Raw genomic sequence first — 17,244 nt, 5'->3', positions numbered from 1 at the left:
GAATGTCCAGAATCGTGATACCTTTTGGGTATCACGACGGAGAACGCCTAGCCATGAGAAAGCTCGACAGCCACGCCTTGCAGGTCTTCGTCGCCGTCGCCACCTGCCTCAACTTCCGCCAGGCGGCCGAGCAATTGCACATGACGCAGCCGCCATTGAGCCGCGCCATCCGCCAGCTGGAAGCCCGGCTGGCCACGCAACTATTCGAGCGCGACACCCAGCACGTGGCGCTCACCCCGGCCGGCCGGCAATTGCTGCCCATGGCCCAGCAAATCCTGGCCATGCTGGACGCGGCCGAACTGGCCATGCGCGACCATCCGGCCCCCACGCGCGTGCGGCTGGGCCTGACATCATCGATGGAGGCGGACCTGTTCCGCCCGTTCACGGACGCGCTGGCGGCCGCGCTGGGCGCCCCGCTGGAGCCCGTGTTCGCCACCTCGCCACAACTGGTGGCCAGCGTGCGCGCCGGCCGGCTGGACGCGGCCGTGATCGCGTTGCCCACCGCCACCCGCGAGCTGCCCGTGCTCACGCTGGGGCGCCAGGCGATGCTGGCCGCCCTGTCCAGCCGCCACCCGCTGGCGCGCCGGCGCACCCTGGCGCTGGCCGACCTGGCCAGCGAACCCGTGTACTGGTTCGAGCGGGCCCGCCAGCCGGCATTCTTTGACCACTGCCACGCCGTGTTCAAGCGCCACCGGTTCGCCCCCGCGTTCGTGCGCGAACCGCACGACCACCATGTGCTGCTCAGCGACGTGGCGGCCGGCAAGGGCATCGCCCTGCTGCCCGCCTCGTTCGCGGCCCTGCGCCGCAGCGGGGTGGCCTACCGCAAACTGGCCGAGGGCGACGAGCTGGCGGCCCGGCTGGGTCTGGTGACGGCGCCCGGCCATCCGGCCGCCGCCACGCTGGCCGGGCTGGCCCAGCGCACGCTGGCCTGAGTACCGCCCCCGCCAGCCGCCGCGCCGCCCCAATACCAGAAGCATACCGAATCGCCAGGTAGCGATGCCTGAAATACGTTCTTTTGCACCAAAGCCGTGTGAATCGTGGGAATTTCCTGCTTTTCTTGTCAAATATACGCGTAAAATCCGCAACGTTTCAAAAATTTATTAAACTGGTAGTAGTTTGGTATTTGAAATTGCCGTATATTGGCGTCGAACTGGTTCTGTTATTGGTTATGCAAGGGAGACTCCCGGCCGCCGCGGCCCTGGGCGTCATGCGAACAAACTTTGGAGATAGACGATGAGTGTCGAATTGAATGCAAGCAAACGCAACGCCGTCCGCCTGACGCCGATCGCGGCCGCCATCGGCCTGCTGATGGTGGGCGCGGCTGTGCCGGGCCAGGCCCAGGAAGCGGCCACCCAGGAACAGCCGGCCGTGGTCACCGTGTCCGGCGTGCGCGCCGCGCTGGAACAGTCGCTGAAACAAAAACGCAACGCCGATTCCGTGGTGGAGGTGGTGACGGCCGAAGACATCGGCAAGATGCCCGACAAGAACGTGGCCGACGCCATCCAGCGCCTGCCCGGCGTGAACATCCAGTCCTCGGCCGGCGGTGAAGGCGGCTTTGGCGAGAACGACCGCGTCAGCCTGCGCGGCACCAGCCCCAGCCTGCAGCAAACCCTGTTCAACGGCCACGCCATCAGCACCGGCGACTGGTTCGTGCTCAACCAGGTGGGCGGCTCCGTGGGCCGCTCCAGCAGCTTCTCACTGCTGCCGTCCGAACTGGTGGGCTCCATCGTCGTGCACAAGAGCCAGACGGCCGACCTGGTGGAAGGCGGCGTGTCCGGCGCCATCGACGTGATCACGCGCCGCCCGCTGGACTTCAAGAAGGCACTGACGGTGGAAGCGTCGGTACAGGCCGCGTACAACGATTTATCGGGCAAGACGGAGCCGCAATTCTCCGGCCTGGTGAACTGGAAGAACGACGAGAAAACGGCCGGCGTGCTGCTGCAAGCGTTCTCGGAGAAGACCCGCGTGCGCCGCGACGGCCAGGAAATCCTCGGCTACTCGACCATCTCCCCCACCAGCGCGGCGGCCAAGGCCAATCCGGCGCTGGCCGGCCTGCGCGTGCCCACCTTCATCGGCGCCTCGCTGTTCGAGCAAACCAAGAAGCGTGAAGGCGGCGCCTTCGACGCCGAAATCCGCCCCAGCAAGGAACTGACGCTGGACCTGAACGGTTTCTACTCCAAGCTCAGCGCCCCGCACCAGAACACCAACTGGCTGGCCGCGCCGGCCAACTCCATCAACCGCGACGGCCTGATCCCGACCGGCACCACGGTGGCCAACGGCACCCTGACGGCGGCCAACTTCAGCAGCAACTCGGGCGAGGTGGACAACATCTACCGTCCCGACGCGGGCGGCGAATCGTGGTACGTGGACGCCAACTTCAAGTACCGCGCCACGCGCGACCTGACCCTGAGCGGCAAGGGCGGCTCCACCCACGGCGTGGGCTTCGACCGCAACGACGTGTACTACCAGAACAACGTCGACGGCGGCATGCACTACGCCTTGAACGGCCTGAGCCCGGCCAGCGTCAGCTACCCCGGCGGCCACACCGACAAACCCGGCTCCACGGCCTGGGCGGGCGGCGGCGAATCGCAATCGGTCGACAAGGAACAATATGGCCAGCTCGACGCCGACCTGCGCATGGCCGACGGCGTGCTCGAATCGCTCAAGTTCGGCGCCCGCCTGACCGACCACAAGCGCAGCGCCGAACACCCGCTGGAAACCCGTCCCGGCCCGCTGGGCTTTTCCAACCCCGGCCCGGCCTGGAACGGCCAGATGTACCCGAGCGACTTCGGTTCCAACCTGGGCGGCAACCTGTCGTCGAACTACTTCAAATACGATGGCGCGGCGCTGGGCGCCTGGGGCGCCGTACCGGGCAACCGCCTGCTCGACTACACGCTGCGCCACAACTGGACCGACGAATTCCGCCTGCAGGAAAAGACCTCGGCCATCTACGGCATGGCCAACCTGCAGGGCGACGCGTGGAGCGGCAATGTCGGCCTGCGCGCCGTGCGCACCAGGCAGACCACGGTGGTCAACCTGTCGGGCGGCGCCAACCCGATTACCGGGTCCGCGTTTGGCCCGTACACGCCGACCACCTATGAGCGCACCTACCATGACGTGCTGCCGAGCGCCAACGTCAAGTTCGACGTGAGCCAGGATCTCGTCGTGCGCGCCGCCATCGCGCGCGCCATGTCGCGTCCCGACTACAGCGCGCTGGGCGGCTCCGTGTCGCTCAACGACGACGCGCTCAGCGGCAGCGGCGGCAACGTCAACCTCGACCCGGTGCGTTCCAACAACGCCGAAGTGAGCGCCGAATGGTATTTCGCGCCCAAGTCGGCCGTCTCGCTGGGCCTGTTCTACATGGACCTGACCTCGATCGTGGCCCAGGGCACGTCCAGCGGCACGTTCTTCAACAACAAGCAGAACAAGCCGACCGTGTACCAGATCACGTCGCCGTACAACACCAGCGGCAAGAACAAGGGCCTGGAACTGAGCTACCAGCAACCGCTGCTGGGCAGCTTCGGCACGCTGCTCAACTACACCTATGCCGATGGCGAACTGGCCGACGGCAGCGAGTTGATCAACTCGTCCAAGAGCACCTACAACGTGACGGGCTTCTACGAGGACGCCAAATTCAGCGCCCGCCTGGCCTACAACTACCGCTCGGCCTACAAGGCGGGCGTGGACCGTGGCGCCAGCCAGCACGTGGCCGGCAGCGGCAACCTGGCCGCCTCGCTCAACTACAAAGTCAACGAGCAGCTGACGCTCACGTTCGACGCGCTGAACCTGACCAACACCACCATCAAGATGTACGCGGAGACCAAGGACCAGCCGCGCGCGTTCTACTCGAACGGCCGCACCTTCTACCTGGGCTTGCGCGGCAAGATGTAAGGCCAGCACGGGCCGCCGCGCGCTGGCGGCCCGCTCATCCTGTCACGCCGGCGCTTGCACCGCGCCACTTGCACGCAGGTCCCGTCCCCCGGGCCTGCGTTTTTTTGCTATCGCCGAAGCCATGCGGCACCGGCCGCTTCGGCCCGCGCCAGCAACAATTCACGCTCGCGTGCGTTGTGCGCCAGCGCGGCGGCCCGTATGAATTCCTGGCGCGCTTCCCCATGGCGGCCCAGCTTGAACAGCAAGTCGCCGCGCACGCTGGGCAGCAGATGGTAGTGGCGCAGCGCCGGTTCATCGAGCAAGCCATCGACCACTTCCAGCCCGGCCGCCGGGCCGAACGCCATGCTCAGCGCCACCGCCCGGTTCAGCTCCACAATGGGCGACGGCGCCAGTTGCGACAGCGCGTCGTACAGCGCGGCGATGCGGCCCCAGTCCGTGTCGGACGCCGTGCGCGCCCGCGCGTGGCAGGCGGCGATGGCGGCCTGCAGGCCATATGGCCCCAGTCCCTGCCCCGTATCGCCGGCCCGTTCCAGCGCCGCCAGGCCGCGCCGGATCAGCAACTGGTCCCAGCGCGCGCGGTCCTGCTCGAGCAGCAGCACGGGCGCGCCGTCCGGCCCCACGCGGGCGCGGGCGCGCGAGGACTGGATTTCCATCAGCGCCACCAGACCGTGCACTTCCGCCTCCCCTGGCACCAGCCCGGCCAGGATGCGCCCCAGCCGCAGCGCTTCGTCGCACAGGGCCGGCCGCATCCAGTCGGCGCCCGCGCTGGCCGTGTAGCCTTCGTTGTAGATCAGGTAGAGTACTTGCAGCACGGCGCCCAGCCGCGCCACCAGTTCGTGCGCGCGCGGCACCTCGAACGGCACGCGCGCCTCGGCCAGCGTGCGCTTGGCGCGCACGATGCGCTGCGCCACCGTCGCCTCGGGCACCAGGTAGGCGCGTGCGATCTCGCCCGTGCTCAGGCCACCGAGCATGCGCAGCGTGAGCGCCACCCGGCCATCCATCGGCAGCACCGGATGGCAGGCCACGAACACGAGCCGCAGCACGTCGTCGCCGATGTCGTCCTCCAGCGCGCGCGCCACGTCCGCCTCCAGGTCGGGGGCCGCGTCCTGCAGCAGGCCTTCGATTTCGTAGCTGATCTGTTCTTGCCTGGTTTGATGCAGCTGGCGCTGGCGCAGCACATCGAGCGCGCGGTGTCTGGCCGCCGTCATCAGCCACGCGGCCGGATTGTCGGGCACGCCCGTTTGGGGCCAGCGCTCCAGCGCGCTCACCAGCGCATCCTGGGCCAGCTCCTCGGCCGTGCCCACGTCGCGCAGCATGCGGGCGACGGCGGCGATGATGCGGGCCGATTCGATCCGCCACACCGCCTCCACCACCCGCGCTACCGCTGCCGATCCTGCCGCCATCACCGTACCGGCGGCCCGCCCTGCGCCGCCGCTGGCTCGCGCACCTGGCGCATTTCCAGCGTCACGTCGCCTTCGCCCGGGTAGGGATAGTGGCGCATGCATGCCAGCGCCGCCTCGGGCGAGCCGGCCTGCAGCATCCAGTAGCCGGCAATGAGCTCCTTCACTTCCGTGAACGGGCCGTCGACCACCGTGCTGGCGCCGGCGGCCAGGCGTACCCGCGCGCCGCGCGCGCTGGACTTCAAGCCTTCGCCCGCCAGCAGCACGCCGTCGCGCACACCCTGCTCGTTGTGCCGGTTCATGGCGGCGATGATCTCGGGCGGCGGTACGAAGTCCCGCTCGAGACTGGCGTCGGCGCGGATAAAGAACACGTAACGGGTCAGACGCGGATCGCGCCGCGGCACGTTGCCGCCCACCGTGCCGCGCTCGTCGAAGCCCGCGCAGCCGCCGGCGCAGCCGGCTTCGCGCAGCTCGTAGACGGTATCGCCATCACCGGCAGGCCAGGCCCGCACCTGGGCGATGGCGTCCGGCAGCGAGGCCGCGTCCAGCAGTGCGAACGCGTCCACCAGTTCGGACGGCGGGAACGGGCCCGGTTCGACCCGCCACTGGCCGTTCCGGCGCAGCAGGCGCACCGCGTCCGCGCCGTCGCGCAGCGTGATGCCGGGCACCGGCAACGGCCCGGACGACGGCACCGCGCCGTCGCCACGGCGCATCACCATGTAAGCCATGATGGCCGCCCGCCCCGTCAGGCCTGCGCCAGCTGGGCGCGCATGCGTTCCTCCTGCGCGCACAGTTCCGGCGTGACCGCGTCACCGAAATCCTCCATCTCGAACACCTGGCGGATTTCGATTTCGGAGTCGCCCTCGAACGGCTTGGGACAGCGCCGCACCCATTCGATGGCCTCCTCTCTGGACTTGACCTGGATCAGCCAGAAGCCGGCGATCAGCTCCTTGGTTTCCGCGAACGGGCCATCGACCACGGTGCGCTGGTTGCCCTCGAACTTCACGCGCGCGCCGCGCGAGCTGGGATGCAGTCCTTCGGCCGCCAGCAACACGCCGGCGTTGACCAGCTGTTCGTTGTACTTGCCCATCTCGGTCAGCAATTGCTGGCTGGGCATCTTGCCGGCTTCGGAATCGGCCGTCGCCTTTACGATGATCATGAATCGCATGTCGATCTCCTCCGTTCAGGATGCCGGTTGCATCATCTTGGCCATGCCTTGCTTGATCTGTTCCGGCGTCAGGTCCTGCTTGTGGGTGGCGACCGACCAGTGGTGGCCGAACGGATCGGTCAAGGCGCCATAGCGGTCGCCCCAGAACATGTCGGCCACGGGCATGCGGGCCGTGGCGCCGGCCTTCACGGCCTGGGCAAAGGTGGCGTCGGCGTCCTGCACGTACAGGTGGACGGTGACGGGCGAGCCTTTCAGCGCCAGCGGACCGTAGCCGCCGCACTGAGGCGCTGCGTCGCACAGCATCAGCACGGAATCGCCGATGCGCAACTGGGCATGCACGACCTTGCCGTCGGGGCCGTCCAGGCGGCCCAGTTCCACGGCGTTAAATGCTTGCTTGTAGAAAGCGATGGCCTCGGCCGCGCCTTCGCAGAACAGGTGGGGGGTGATGGTATGCATTCCTTCAGGAATGGGACGTACTGGTGCAGTCATGGTGTTCTCCTTGATGGTCAATATGGGGGAGCAGAACGATCCGGATACTGGTTCAGGCACGCGCCGGAAAATTCGTACTCTACCCCTACGACGGGCGAACACACTTCAAATCGACATATTTTTTTATTTTTTTGAGAATATTTTTTAACATGCTGATTTGCCCTGGACAAACCAGCGGTTCAGCCCCCTGCGACGGGGTCGCGGAACAGCAACACCAGGTCGGTCTTGGTCAGGTAACCGAGCAGATGGCCGGTTCCGTCCAGCACCGGCAACCGTTCGCCCGGATGGGTGGCGAACGTTTCCATCACTTGCCAGGCTGGCGCCGTGTCGCGCACGCGCGGGTAGTCCACGCGCAGCAAGGCGGACGGCCAGCGCCCCTCCAGCGCGGCGCCGGCCTGCAACAGCGGTGCGAAGTCGTGCAGCGAGATGGCGCCGGCGAACACGCCTTCGCCGTCCACCACGTACACGTGCTGCCAGCGGCGGCGCTGGAACAGGGCCGCCAGTTCGCCCATGCTGGCGCCCAGCCCGATCACGGGCGGATCGGGACACAGCAGGTCAGACGCCATGGCCAGCATGGGCGCATGCTGGGCCCGGCCCGCGCCGGTGGCGTAGATGGAGCGCGCATGCAGCACGCGCGAGATGGTGTAGGCCAGCACGCAGGCCGCCATCAGCGGCACCACCACGCTGTAGCTCTCCGTCATTTCGAACAGCATCAGCACCGACATCAGCGGCGCGTGGGTGCAGGCGGCCAGGAAGGCGCCCATGCCCACGGCCACGGCGGCCGGTACCGGGATCAAGCCGGGCCACAGCGCATGCAGCGCGCCGCCGCACAGCGCGCCCAGCACGGCGCCGGTGAACAATGTGGGGGTGAAGATGCCGCCCACGGCGCCCGAGCCCGTGGTGGCCGCCACGGCCAGCAGCTTGAACGCGAGCACGGCCAGCAAGGCCTGCCACGCCCAGCCCCCTTGCAGGATGGCGTTGACGACGCTGTAGCCATTGCCCCAGACGGCCGGCTGCGCCAGCGACAACAGCCCCACCAGCAGGCCGCCGGCGCCCAGCTTGCACCACAGGGGGCCATGCCAGCGGCCAAACAGGGCCCGCGCGCCGTCCAGCAACGCCAGGTAAGGTGGCGCCAGCAGGCCGGCCAGCACGCCCACGATGGCCAGCGCCAGCGTCGCCGCCCCGTGGCCGAGCAACAGCGGCGGCATGTGGTAGGCCGGTGCGAAATCCGTCAAGGTGCCCACCACCACGTTGGCCGCCACGGCCGCCACGATCAGCGGCCCCAGGCTCTCGATGGCCAGCGAGCGCAGCACGATCTCGGCCACGAACATGGCGCCGGCAATGGGCGCGTTGTAGGCCGTGGCGATGCCGGCCGCCGCACCGCAAGCCACGTACAGGCGCCGGCGTGGCACGGGCACGTTGCGCCAGCGCCCGAGCAGTGCGCCGCACAGGGCGGCCAGTTGCACCATCGGCCCTTCGCGGCCGATGGCGCCGCCGCTGGCCACGGTGGCGGCCGAGGACAAGGCCCGCAGCAGCGAGGCGCGCGCGCCCAGGTCGCCGCTGCCCAGCGCCACGGCCTCCATGTAGTCGCCGCCCTTTTCCTGTTCCGGCTGGCGCCGGGCCCACGCCAGCAGCAGCCCGGCCAGCACCCCGCCCGCGGCCGGCGCCAGCACGCGCTGCCAGGGCGGCAAGCCGGTGGCGATGTGCACCAGGCTGCCGCTGCGGTCGCCGTAGACCAGCCATTCCACCAGCAGGATGGCGCTGCGAAAGCCGATGGTGGCCAGCGCCCCCAGCACGCCGATGACGCCAGCCACGGCCAGCGTGCGCTGCGCCGCCAGCGGCCGCAAGCGCGCCAGCAGGTCGTCGCGCCAGCGCGCCGGCCCGTTCATGGCGGTGCCGGCTGGAACAGCACTTTCACCACCAGGCCGCCGTGCGCGGAATTGCGCAACTCCAGTACCGCGCCCAGGTGGTTGACCACGGCCTGCACGATGGCCAGTCCCAGCCCGCTGCCGTTCTCCCCGGTGCCAGGCACGCGGTAGAAGCGGTCCGTCACGCGCGCCAGGTCGGCCGGCGGAATGCCGGGGCCGGAATCGGCGATGGTCAGCACGCCCTGCGTGCCGCGCCGCTCGACGCCGATGGTGACGGCGCCGTGGGCGGGTGTGTAGCGCACGGCGTTGTCGAGCAGGTTGCGCAGCAAAATCATCAGGCTGTCGGCGTCGGCCCGCACGGCCACCGGCGAGGCGTCGAGGAAGCTCAGCTCCACGCCCTTGCCGCTGGCGAACGGCGCCACCTCGGCGATGGCGGCGCTGGCGTACTGCACCAGGTCCACGCTGGCGTCGCCGGCGCTGGCCTGGCTCAGCGCGTCCTGGCGGGCCAATCCCAGCAACTGCTCCACCATGCGGCTGCTGCGCGCGATGGCGCCGCCCAGCGCGGCCAGCGAAGCCTTGCGGGCCGCCTCCGGCTGGCTGCGGCCCAGCATCTGGATCTGCACCTGCAGCACCGTCAGCGGCGAGCGCAATTCGTGCGCCGCGTCGGCCACGAACTGGCGCTGCGAGGCGATGGCGTCGCGCACCTTGCGCAGCAATTCGTTGATGGCCTCGATCAGCGGCATGATCTCGCGCGGCGCGCGCGCGCCGTCCACCTGCTCGAGCGCGTTGGCGTCGCGCTGGGCGATCTGCTGCTGCACGGTCGCCAGCGGGCGCAGCGCCACCGACACCAGCCACCACATGGCGCCAGGCAGCACCACGGCCATCAGCAGGATGGGCCACAAGGTGTTGATGGCCAGCGCGATGGCTTCCTGGCGCCGGGCCGACATCTTCTGCGCCACCTGCACCAGTCCGCCCTCGAAGGCGGCGGCGTAAATACGCCACTCGCCATTGGCCATGGTGACCGTGGAATAACCGAGCGCGGCACGGTGCGGCAGTTCGCGGTGCTCGCGCTGCTGGTAGACGGTCATCTCGTCGTGCCGCCAGCGCTGGATCACCAGGTCGTATTCCAGCGGGTATTCGCGGTAGGCTTCCGGCACCTGGCCCTGCATCTGGCCCAGCGTGACGGCGATGCGCAGCAACTGGGCGTCGAACAGGCGGTTGGTCTGCGCCAATGAGGCGCTGAAGGTGGCGGCGAACTGGATGCCGCTGGCGGCCACGATCAGCACGCCCAGCAGCAGCAGCAAACGGCTGCGGATGCCGTTCATGTGGATTTGGGAACCATGTAGCCCAGGCCGCGCACGTTGATGATGGCTTCCGGCCCCAGCTTGCGGCGCAGGCTGTGGATGTGCACTTCCACCACGTTGCTGTCGACGTCGGCCACGCTGCCGTACAGCGCCAGCTCGATCTTGGCGCGCGAGTAGATCATGCCGGGGCGCGCCACCAGCAGGTCGATGATGGCCCACTCCTTGGCCGACAGCGCCACGGCCTGGCCATCGAGCGTGGCCCGACGCGCGTCCGTGTCCAGCGCCAGGCCGTTGTGCTGGTAAGCCAGTTGCTGGCGCCCGCGCGCGCGCCGCACCAGGGCGCGCACGCGCGCCAGCAGTTCGTCGCAATCGAACGGTTTGACGAGGTAGTCGTCGGCGCCCGCGTTCAGGCCCTGCACGCGGTCGGCGATGGTGTCGCGCGCCGTCAGGATCAGCACCGGCACGTCGTGGCGCGCCGCGCGCAGCGCCTGCAGCACGTCCAGGCCATCGCGGCTGGGCAGCGACAGGTCGAGCAGCACGGCGTCGAACGCGCCGCTGTCGAGCAGTTGTTCCGCGCCGGCGCCGTCGCGCCGCCATTCGACTTCGATATCCTCGCTCACGAGCGCCTGGCGCACGCTTTCGCCGATCAGGGCATCGTCTTCAATCAACAGCACTTGCATGGCCGGCCGGGCTCCTTCGCAATAAAAAAAACCGGGTCCGCGCCGTTCCCGGCACGCTGGCGCGTGCTGGGGGCGGGAACCCGGCGGTCTGGCATGGCGGCCCAGTCAGACTGTGGCCGCACGCCGCGCGCATGCCTGACGGCCTGCGCGCGGCTGCGACATCAAGGATACACGATGTCGGCGCGGCGGTTCTGCGACCAGGCCGCTTCGTTGTGGCCTTCGGCCTTGGGCTTTTCCTTGCCGAAGCTGACCGCTTCAACCTGGGCTTCCTTGGCGCCCTGCACGACCAGCACTTTCTTCACGGCTTCGGCGCGCTTCTGGCCCAGGGCCAGGTTGTACTCGGCGCTGCCGCGTTCGTCGGAATTGCCTTCCACGCGCACCTTGATGTCGGCCGCGGTCGACAGGAACTTGCCGTGCGCGGTCAGGGCCGTGTTGTACACGGGCTTGACGGTGTAGTTATCGAAGTCGAAGAACACGCTGCGTTCCTTGTACAGGATGTTGCTGGGGTCCTTGTACGGTGGCAGCACCGGCGCTGGCGCGACCACGGCGGCCACTGGCTTGGCTGGCGCCGGCTGGGCAGCGGCCACGGGAGCGGCCGGTGCGGCTGGTGGAGGGGTGGTGGCGCAGGCGCCGAGCAGCGCGGCGGCAGCGGCGCACGTCAGGATATTTTTCATGGGAGTGGTCATCTAGTTTTGCTTGGTGTTGGATTACGTCCGATACGCCTCAAAGCATGGCCTTGTGGGCTTCTTGTGCCGCCGGCGTCTTGCAGCCCGCATTGTGGCTATACCACGGCGCCGTGATTATGCCCAGCCCAGCTTAACTCCCCCTTAATTTTCTTGCCACGGAGCACGATTTTGTGGCGAACGATGTTTTTTTTCACCACCGGCAACGGCGATGGCCAATTGTCATGCCTTTGTCACAATCGATGCCTAGAATTCGGCGCTTTCCACCCCGTTCCGTAGAGGACTTACCATGCACATCCACACCGTACTGAAGACCATGACCGCCATCATCGGCGCGACCGTTGCCCTGTCCTCCGCGTCGGCCGCCGACATGACCGGCGCCGGTTCGACCTTCGTCTATCCGATCGCCGCCAAATGGGCCGAAGCCTACAAGCACGTCAGCGGCAATGGCCTGAACTACCAGTCCATCGGTTCGGGCGCCGGCATCAAGCAGATCAAGGCCAAGACCGTGGACTTCGGCGCCTCCGACATGCCGCTGTCGGCTGAAGAGCTGGACAAGGAAGGCCTGATCCAGTTCCCCGTCATCATGGGTGGCGTGGTGGCCGTGGTCAACCTGGAAGGCGTGGCGCCGGGCCAGCTGAAACTGAACGGCCCGGTGCTGGCCAACATCTACCTGGGCAAGATCACCAAGTGGAATGACAGCCAGATCACGGCCCTGAACCCTGGCGTCAAGCTGCCAGCCGAAGACATCACCGTGGTGCACCGCGCCGACGGTTCGGGCACCTCCTTCCTGTTTACCGACTACCTGTCCAAGGTCGATGGCGAGTTCAAGTCCACCGTGGGCGCCGGCACGGCCGTCAAGTGGCCGGTGGGCGTGGGCGGCAAGGGCAACGAAGGCGTGGCCGCCAACGTGCAGCGCATCAAGGGTTCGATCGGCTACGTGGAATTCGCCTACGCCAAGAAGAACAAGATGGGCTACACCCAGCTCAAGAACAAGGATGGCCAGTTCGTGCAGCCGACCGATGACAGCTTCAAGGCCGCCGCTTCGGGCGCCGACTGGGCCAAGACCCCAGGCTTCGCCGTGGTCGTGACCGACCAGCCAGGCAAGGCCGCCTGGCCGATCACGGGCGCCACCTTCGTGCTGATGCACAAGACCCAGGCTGACGCCGCCAAGGGCAAGGAAGTGCTGAAGTTTATCGACTGGGCCTACAACAACGGCGCCGGCATGGCCACCGAACTCGATTACATCCCGATGCCAGCGCCGGTCGTCAAACTGATCGAAGGCGCATGGAAGATGCAGATCAAGGACAGCGCCGCCAAGGCCATCTGGTAATCCGAGCGCATGCAGTAACGCCAGCGGGGGCTGGCCTGGGCGATGCCTAGGCCAGCCCTTGTGCTTTCAGGCGCCGGTACAAGGTGCGCTCGCTCATCCCCAGGTGGGCCGCCAGTTCGGCGCGCGTGCCGCGAAAGGCCGCCACGGCGCGGGCGAAGCCGGCCGCGTCGTCCACGGCGCGGCCGGCGGCGGGGCCAACAGCGGCATGGGCGCCGGTGTCCGGGCCAGCATGGGCGCCCGCATCGTGGCCCGCCTGCGCGGGCGCGGCCACTGGCGGCGCCAACGCCGGCACGGCTGGCGTCCCTGCCGCCAGCGGCGCTGTCGTCATGACAGGCATCATTGGCATCATGGGCATTTCCGCCAGCGCCGGCTCGTCCCAGTGCGGCAAATGGGCCGCCCGGATCTTGCCATCATCGGCGAACAGGCGCGCCCGTTCCAGCACGTTGCGCAGCTCACGGATATTGCCCGGCCAGTCGTGGCGCTGCAGCGCTTCCAGCGCGTCCGGCTCGATCGTCAGGCGCTTCTGCCCCGGCACGGCCCGCTGCAGGAAGGAGTGCACCAGCAGCGGAATGTCGTCGCGCCGTTCGCGCAGCGCCGGCAAACGGATCGGGAACGCGCTGATGCGGTAGTACAGGTCGGGCCGGAACAGCCCCTGCGCCATCATCTGCCGCAGCGGCTTGTGGGTGGCCGCCACCAGCCGGAAGTTGGCGTGCTGGGTATCGATGCCGCCCACCCGGCGGTACGTGCCCGATTCGATCAGCCGCAGCAGCTTGACCTGCATGGCCAGCGGCACGTCGCCTATCTCGTCGAGGAACAGGGTGCCGCCCTGCGCCGTTTCCACCAGCCCCTGCTTGCGGGCCGTGGCGCCCGTGAACGCGCCCTTCTCGTGGCCGAACAATTCGCTCTCGAACAGCGTCTCCGTCAAGCCCGAACAATCGACCACCACGAACGGGCCGCTGGCGCGGTCGCTGGCCTCGTGCACGGCGCGCGCGAACAACTCCTTGCCGGTGCCCGATTCGCCCAGCAGCAACACCGGCAGCATGGACGGCGCCACCCGCTGCAACGCGGCCAGCGCCGCGTTGAAGGCGGCCGAGCGCCCCACCAGCCCCGCGCCGCTGGGACGGGCCGAGGCGCTGCGCACCAGCGTCAAGCGCTCCACGTAGGCGGCGATCTCGCCATGCGCGTCGAGGATGGGGCGCAACTCCACTTCCACGTGTTCCGGCCCGCGCGGCGTGTGGTGGATGTGCAGCACCCGGTCCGGCCCGCGCGACAAGCGCGCCTGGCGCATCGGGCAATGCTCGCCGGCCTGGTCGCACGGCACGTCGTAGTGGTGCGAGATGCGGTAGCACTTCTGGCCCAGGTAGGGTGCGTCCACGCTGCCGAACTGGCGCTGGTAGGCGATGTTGGCGGCCAGGATGTTGTAGTCGGGATCGAGCACGATCATGGGCTGGGCCTCGTGCTGGAGAAACGACACCAGGGCCTGGACCTGGGGGACGTTGGGCAAATTCTCTGCGGCGATCGGGATGATGGGGTGCATGGCGGCTCCTGGCGATGACGCTACTGTGCCACAGAACGGCAAACTCTGCCACGCGACTGCCAAATCACCGCCAAAAACTGCCAAATTTGCTGCCAATCACGGCCACGACCGTGCCACGGCACGCCTCGCGCCACCCCGCCCCGTCGTGTTTTCCTTGATTTGAATCAAGGACTTATGACTCGCACTTACTCTAAATAAACGCCTGGCACGCAAATTGCGCTTAGTGCCGTATCATTTAACAAGGAGACCGGCCATGTCCACCACCGCCCAGTTGCATGTCGAAGGCTTTTTCGACCCCGCCACCTCGACTGTCAGCTACCTGCTGCTCGATAGCGCCAGCAAGCAATGCGCGCTGATCGACAGCGTGCTCGATTACGACCACAAGTCCGGCCGCACCTCGACCCATTCGGCCGACCGCCTGATCGAGCGTGTGCGCGCACTGGGCGCGACCGTGCAATGGATCCTGGAGACGCACGTGCACGCCGACCACCTGTCGGCCGCGCCCTACCTGCAGCAGCAACTGGGCGGCCAGATCGGCATCGGCAAGCAGGTGACGACGGTGCAGCAAGTGTTCGGCAAGCTGTTCAACGCCGGCGCCGACATGCGCCGCGACGGCAGCCAGTTCGACCACCTGTTCAGCGACGGCGACACCTTCGAAGTGGGCGGCCTGCAATGCCGCGCCCTGCACACGCCCGGCCATACGCCGGCCTGCATGAGCTACGTGGTCACGGACGGCCGCCAGACCGGCGTGTTCGTCGGCGACACCCTGTTCATGCCCGACTACGGCACGGCGCGCTGCGACTTCCCCGGCGGCGACGCGCGCACCCTGTACCACTCGATCAACCGCGTGCTCAGCATGCCGGCCGATACCCTGCTCTACATGTGCCACGACTACAAACCGGGCGGACGCGAAGTGCAGTTCATCAGCACCGTGGCCGACCAGCGCGAACTGAACATCCACGTGCGCAACGGCATCAGCGAAGACGAATTCGTCGCCATGCGCAGCGCCCGCGACGCCACGCTCGACATGCCGGCGCTGCTGCTGCCGTCGGTGCAGGTCAACATGCGCGCCGGCCACTTCCCCGAGCCGGAAGACAACGGCATGCGCTACCTGAAAATCCCCCTGAACGCGCTGTGATGCGCGCCTGGCACAGCACGGAGACAAGCCCATGACCAAACAACCACTGGCGCCCGGCCTGGCCGTCGCGCCCCAGATCCAGCCCGCCGACGTGGCGCAACTGGCGCGCGAAGGCTACCGCACCATCATCTGCAACCGCCCGGACGGGGAGGCGGGCGACCAGCCCGTGTTCGCCCAGATCGCCCAGGCGGCCCAGGAACACGGCATCGAAGCCCATTACCTGCCGGCCGAATCGGGCAAGGTCAGCGACGAACAGGGCATCGCCTTCGGCCAGTTGCTGGCCAGCGTGCCCAAGCCCGTGCTGGCCTACTGCCGCACCGGCATGCGTTCGACCACCATGTGGGCGCTGTCGCAATCGGCCAGCCAGCCGCTGCCCCAGTTGCTGGCCGCCGCCGCGGCCGCCGGCTACGATTTGAAAGGCGTGGTGCGCCGCATCGCCAACCATGGCCGCACCCCGGTCGAAGTGGCGGAAGCGGAACACGCCGTGGTCATCATCGGCGGCGGCGCGGCCGGCATCGCCACGGCCGCCAGCCTGCTGGCGCGCGCGCCCGAACTGGACGTGGCCATCATCGACCCGGCCGACGTGCACTACTACCAGCCCGGCTGGACCCTGGTGGGCGCCGGCGTGTTCGACGCCGCCTCCACGGCGCGCACCATGGCTTCCACCATCCCGCGCGGCGTGCACTGGATCAAGGCCGCCGTGGCCGCGTTCGAGCCGGAACGCAACGCCGTGATCCTGGACGGCTGCCGCGTGGTGCGCTACCAGCACCTGGTGGTGTGCCCTGGCCTGAAACTGAACTGGCAAGGCGTGGACGGCCTGGCCGACACGCTGGGCCGCAACGGCGTGACGTCGAACTACCTGTACCACCTGGCGCCGTACACCTGGCAGCAGATCCAGTTGCTGCGCGGCGGGCGCGCCCTGTTCACCCAGCCGCCCATGCCCATCAAGTGCGCCGGCGCGCCGCAAAAAGCGATGTATCTGGCGGCCGATTACTGGCGCCGCGAAGGGCGGCTGAATAGCATCGACATCGACTTCTGCAGCGCCGGCGCGGCCCTGTTCGGGGTGGCCGACTACGTGCCGGCCCTGATGGAATACGTGCAGCGCTACGACATCCATTTGCGCCTGGGCGAGACGCTGACGGCCGTCGACGGCCCGGCCAAGCGCGCCACGTTCACGCGCGCGCGCGCCGACGGCGGCAAGGAAGTGATCACGCGCGAATTTGACATGCTGCACGCCGTGCCGCCGCAGATCGCGCCCGACTTCGTGCGCGTGAGCCCTCTGGCCGACGCCGCTGGCTGGGTCGAAGTCGATCCCGCCACGCTGCGCCACAAGCGCTACCCCAATGTGTACGGCCTGGGCGACGCGGCCGGCACCACCAACGCCAAGACGGCCGCCGCCGCCCGCAAGCAGGCGCCCGTGGTGGCGCACAACGTGCTCAACGCAATGGGCAGGGAAAACGGCGTGGCCCAGTACGACGGCTACGGTTCCTGCCCGCTGACGGTGGAACGGGGCAAGATCGTGCTGGCCGAGTTCACCTATGGCGGCAAGCTGGCGCCCAGCTTCCCGCGCTGGCTGATCGACGGCACCCGCCCATCGCGCCTGGCGTGGCTGCTCAAGGAACGCATCATGCCGCCGCTGTACTGGAAGGGCATGCTCAAGGGCCATGAGTGGCTGGCTACGCCGGAGCTGACTGACCGATGAGCGCGCACCTCTCACGCGGGCGGACGGCGCGCCGCGCGCCCGGCCCCACGC

Annotated in this window: 14 protein-coding genes and 1 pseudogene; 5 read left to right on the top strand and 10 right to left on the bottom strand. The window is 68.3% G+C overall.

Going from position 1 to position 17,244, the window contains the following annotated elements; all coding sequences use genetic code 11:
• Window positions 1–53 precede the first annotated feature (53 nt).
• Window positions 54–932 carry a LysR family transcriptional regulator gene (locus tag H3H36_RS21135; protein WP_182220065.1) on the top strand — a complete coding sequence of 293 codons (879 nt, stop codon included), beginning with the start codon at window positions 54–56 and terminating at the stop codon, window positions 930–932.
• A gap of 301 nt (window positions 933–1,233) precedes the next feature.
• A complete protein-coding gene (locus H3H36_RS21130; protein WP_182220064.1) occupies window positions 1,234–3,891 on the top strand; it encodes a TonB-dependent receptor in 2,658 nt (885 codons plus the stop codon).
• Between the two features lie 107 nt (window positions 3,892–3,998).
• On the opposite strand, the gene H3H36_RS21125 is transcribed toward H3H36_RS21130, so the two are convergent.
• The 8 genes from H3H36_RS21125 to pal form a co-directional block, all read right to left on the bottom strand.
• A complete protein-coding gene (locus H3H36_RS21125; RefSeq protein ID WP_182220063.1) occupies window positions 3,999–5,294 on the bottom strand; it encodes an RNA polymerase sigma factor in 1,296 nt (431 codons plus the stop codon).
• Complete coding sequence (locus H3H36_RS21120) at window positions 5,294–6,019, bottom strand: YciI family protein (protein ID WP_182220062.1); 726 nt, start codon at window positions 6,017–6,019, stop codon at window positions 5,294–5,296. The genes H3H36_RS21125 and H3H36_RS21120 overlap by 1 nt, the downstream gene beginning before the upstream one ends.
• A gap of 17 nt (window positions 6,020–6,036) precedes the next feature.
• The gene (locus H3H36_RS21115; protein WP_182220061.1) at window positions 6,037–6,459 is read right to left on the bottom strand and encodes a YciI family protein; all 423 of its coding nucleotides are present in this window, start codon (window positions 6,457–6,459) and stop codon (window positions 6,037–6,039) included.
• 15 nt (window positions 6,460–6,474) lie between these two features.
• Window positions 6,475–6,948 carry a VOC family protein gene (locus tag H3H36_RS21110; protein ID WP_182220060.1) on the bottom strand — a complete coding sequence of 158 codons (474 nt, stop codon included), beginning with the start codon at window positions 6,946–6,948 and terminating at the stop codon, window positions 6,475–6,477.
• A 179-nt stretch (window positions 6,949–7,127) separates the two neighbouring features.
• Window positions 7,128–8,837, bottom strand: a complete 1,710-nt coding sequence (locus H3H36_RS21105; protein WP_182220059.1) for a ClcB-like voltage-gated chloride channel protein — start codon at window positions 8,835–8,837, stop codon at window positions 7,128–7,130.
• The gene (locus H3H36_RS21100; RefSeq protein WP_182220058.1) at window positions 8,834–10,141 is read right to left on the bottom strand and encodes an ATP-binding protein; all 1,308 of its coding nucleotides are present in this window, start codon (window positions 10,139–10,141) and stop codon (window positions 8,834–8,836) included. The genes H3H36_RS21105 and H3H36_RS21100 overlap by 4 nt, the downstream gene beginning before the upstream one ends.
• Window positions 10,138–10,800 carry a response regulator gene (locus tag H3H36_RS21095; protein ID WP_182220057.1) on the bottom strand — a complete coding sequence of 221 codons (663 nt, stop codon included), beginning with the start codon at window positions 10,798–10,800 and terminating at the stop codon, window positions 10,138–10,140. The genes H3H36_RS21100 and H3H36_RS21095 overlap by 4 nt, the downstream gene beginning before the upstream one ends.
• A 161-nt stretch (window positions 10,801–10,961) precedes the next feature.
• Window positions 10,962–11,486 (bottom strand): peptidoglycan-associated lipoprotein Pal, encoded by a 525-nt coding sequence (gene pal / locus H3H36_RS21090; protein WP_229219016.1) that lies wholly within the window; start codon window positions 11,484–11,486, stop codon window positions 10,962–10,964.
• Between the two features lie 286 nt (window positions 11,487–11,772).
• Between pal and pstS the strand changes: the two genes are divergently transcribed.
• Window positions 11,773–12,816 carry a phosphate ABC transporter substrate-binding protein PstS gene (gene pstS / locus H3H36_RS21085; protein WP_182220056.1) on the top strand — a complete coding sequence of 348 codons (1,044 nt, stop codon included), beginning with the start codon at window positions 11,773–11,775 and terminating at the stop codon, window positions 12,814–12,816.
• Window positions 12,817–12,862: 46 nt separating this feature from the next.
• On the opposite strand, the gene H3H36_RS27755 is transcribed toward pstS, so the two are convergent.
• Together H3H36_RS27755 and H3H36_RS21080 are read right to left on the bottom strand one after the other, a co-directional pair.
• Window positions 12,863–13,144: a helix-turn-helix domain-containing protein gene (locus H3H36_RS27755; RefSeq protein WP_375539613.1), complete on the bottom strand. Its 282-nt coding sequence runs from the start codon at window positions 13,142–13,144 to the stop codon at window positions 12,863–12,865.
• 9 nt (window positions 13,145–13,153) lie between these two features.
• A pseudogene (locus H3H36_RS21080) lies at window positions 13,154–14,353 on the bottom strand (sigma-54 interaction domain-containing protein); the annotation flags it as partial.
• A gap of 253 nt (window positions 14,354–14,606) precedes the next feature.
• Here H3H36_RS21080 and H3H36_RS21075 point away from each other — a divergent pair.
• Window positions 14,607–15,491, top strand: a complete 885-nt coding sequence (locus H3H36_RS21075; RefSeq protein ID WP_182220054.1) for an MBL fold metallo-hydrolase — start codon at window positions 14,607–14,609, stop codon at window positions 15,489–15,491.
• A gap of 31 nt (window positions 15,492–15,522) precedes the next feature.
• A complete protein-coding gene (locus H3H36_RS21070; protein ID WP_182220053.1) occupies window positions 15,523–17,193 on the top strand; it encodes a bifunctional protein tyrosine phosphatase family protein/NAD(P)/FAD-dependent oxidoreductase in 1,671 nt (556 codons plus the stop codon).
• Window positions 17,194–17,244 lie beyond the last annotated feature (51 nt).

The sequence above is a fragment of the Rugamonas fusca genome (genome assembly GCF_014042365.1).
Taxonomy (GTDB): Bacteria; Pseudomonadota; Gammaproteobacteria; order Burkholderiales; family Burkholderiaceae_D; genus Rugamonas; species Rugamonas fusca.
Note: the sequence above shows the minus strand (reverse complement) of the source record. Positions and strands in the feature narration are given on the sequence as shown.

Coding starts and splice junctions, on each gene's coding strand:
- H3H36_RS21115 (WP_182220061.1), bottom strand. CDS start 6,459: ATGCGATTCATGATCATCGTAAAGGCGACGGCCGATTCCGAAGCCGGC.
- H3H36_RS21125 (WP_182220063.1), bottom strand. CDS start 5,294: ATGGCGGCAGGATCGGCAGCGGTAGCGCGGGTGGTGGAGGCGGTGTGG.
- H3H36_RS21105 (WP_182220059.1), bottom strand. CDS start 8,837: ATGAACGGGCCGGCGCGCTGGCGCGACGACCTGCTGGCGCGCTTGCGG.
- H3H36_RS21135 (WP_182220065.1), top strand. CDS start 54: ATGAGAAAGCTCGACAGCCACGCCTTGCAGGTCTTCGTCGCCGTCGCC.
- H3H36_RS21130 (WP_182220064.1), top strand. CDS start 1,234: ATGAGTGTCGAATTGAATGCAAGCAAACGCAACGCCGTCCGCCTGACG.
- pstS (WP_182220056.1), top strand. CDS start 11,773: ATGCACATCCACACCGTACTGAAGACCATGACCGCCATCATCGGCGCG.
- H3H36_RS21120 (WP_182220062.1), bottom strand. CDS start 6,019: ATGGCTTACATGGTGATGCGCCGTGGCGACGGCGCGGTGCCGTCGTCC.
- H3H36_RS21070 (WP_182220053.1), top strand. CDS start 15,523: ATGACCAAACAACCACTGGCGCCCGGCCTGGCCGTCGCGCCCCAGATC.
- pal (WP_229219016.1), bottom strand. CDS start 11,486: ATGACCACTCCCATGAAAAATATCCTGACGTGCGCCGCTGCCGCCGCG.
- H3H36_RS27755 (WP_375539613.1), bottom strand. CDS start 13,144: ATGACGACAGCGCCGCTGGCGGCAGGGACGCCAGCCGTGCCGGCGTTG.
- H3H36_RS21075 (WP_182220054.1), top strand. CDS start 14,607: ATGTCCACCACCGCCCAGTTGCATGTCGAAGGCTTTTTCGACCCCGCC.
- H3H36_RS21110 (WP_182220060.1), bottom strand. CDS start 6,948: ATGACTGCACCAGTACGTCCCATTCCTGAAGGAATGCATACCATCACC.
- H3H36_RS21095 (WP_182220057.1), bottom strand. CDS start 10,800: ATGCAAGTGCTGTTGATTGAAGACGATGCCCTGATCGGCGAAAGCGTG.
- H3H36_RS21100 (WP_182220058.1), bottom strand. CDS start 10,141: ATGAACGGCATCCGCAGCCGTTTGCTGCTGCTGCTGGGCGTGCTGATC.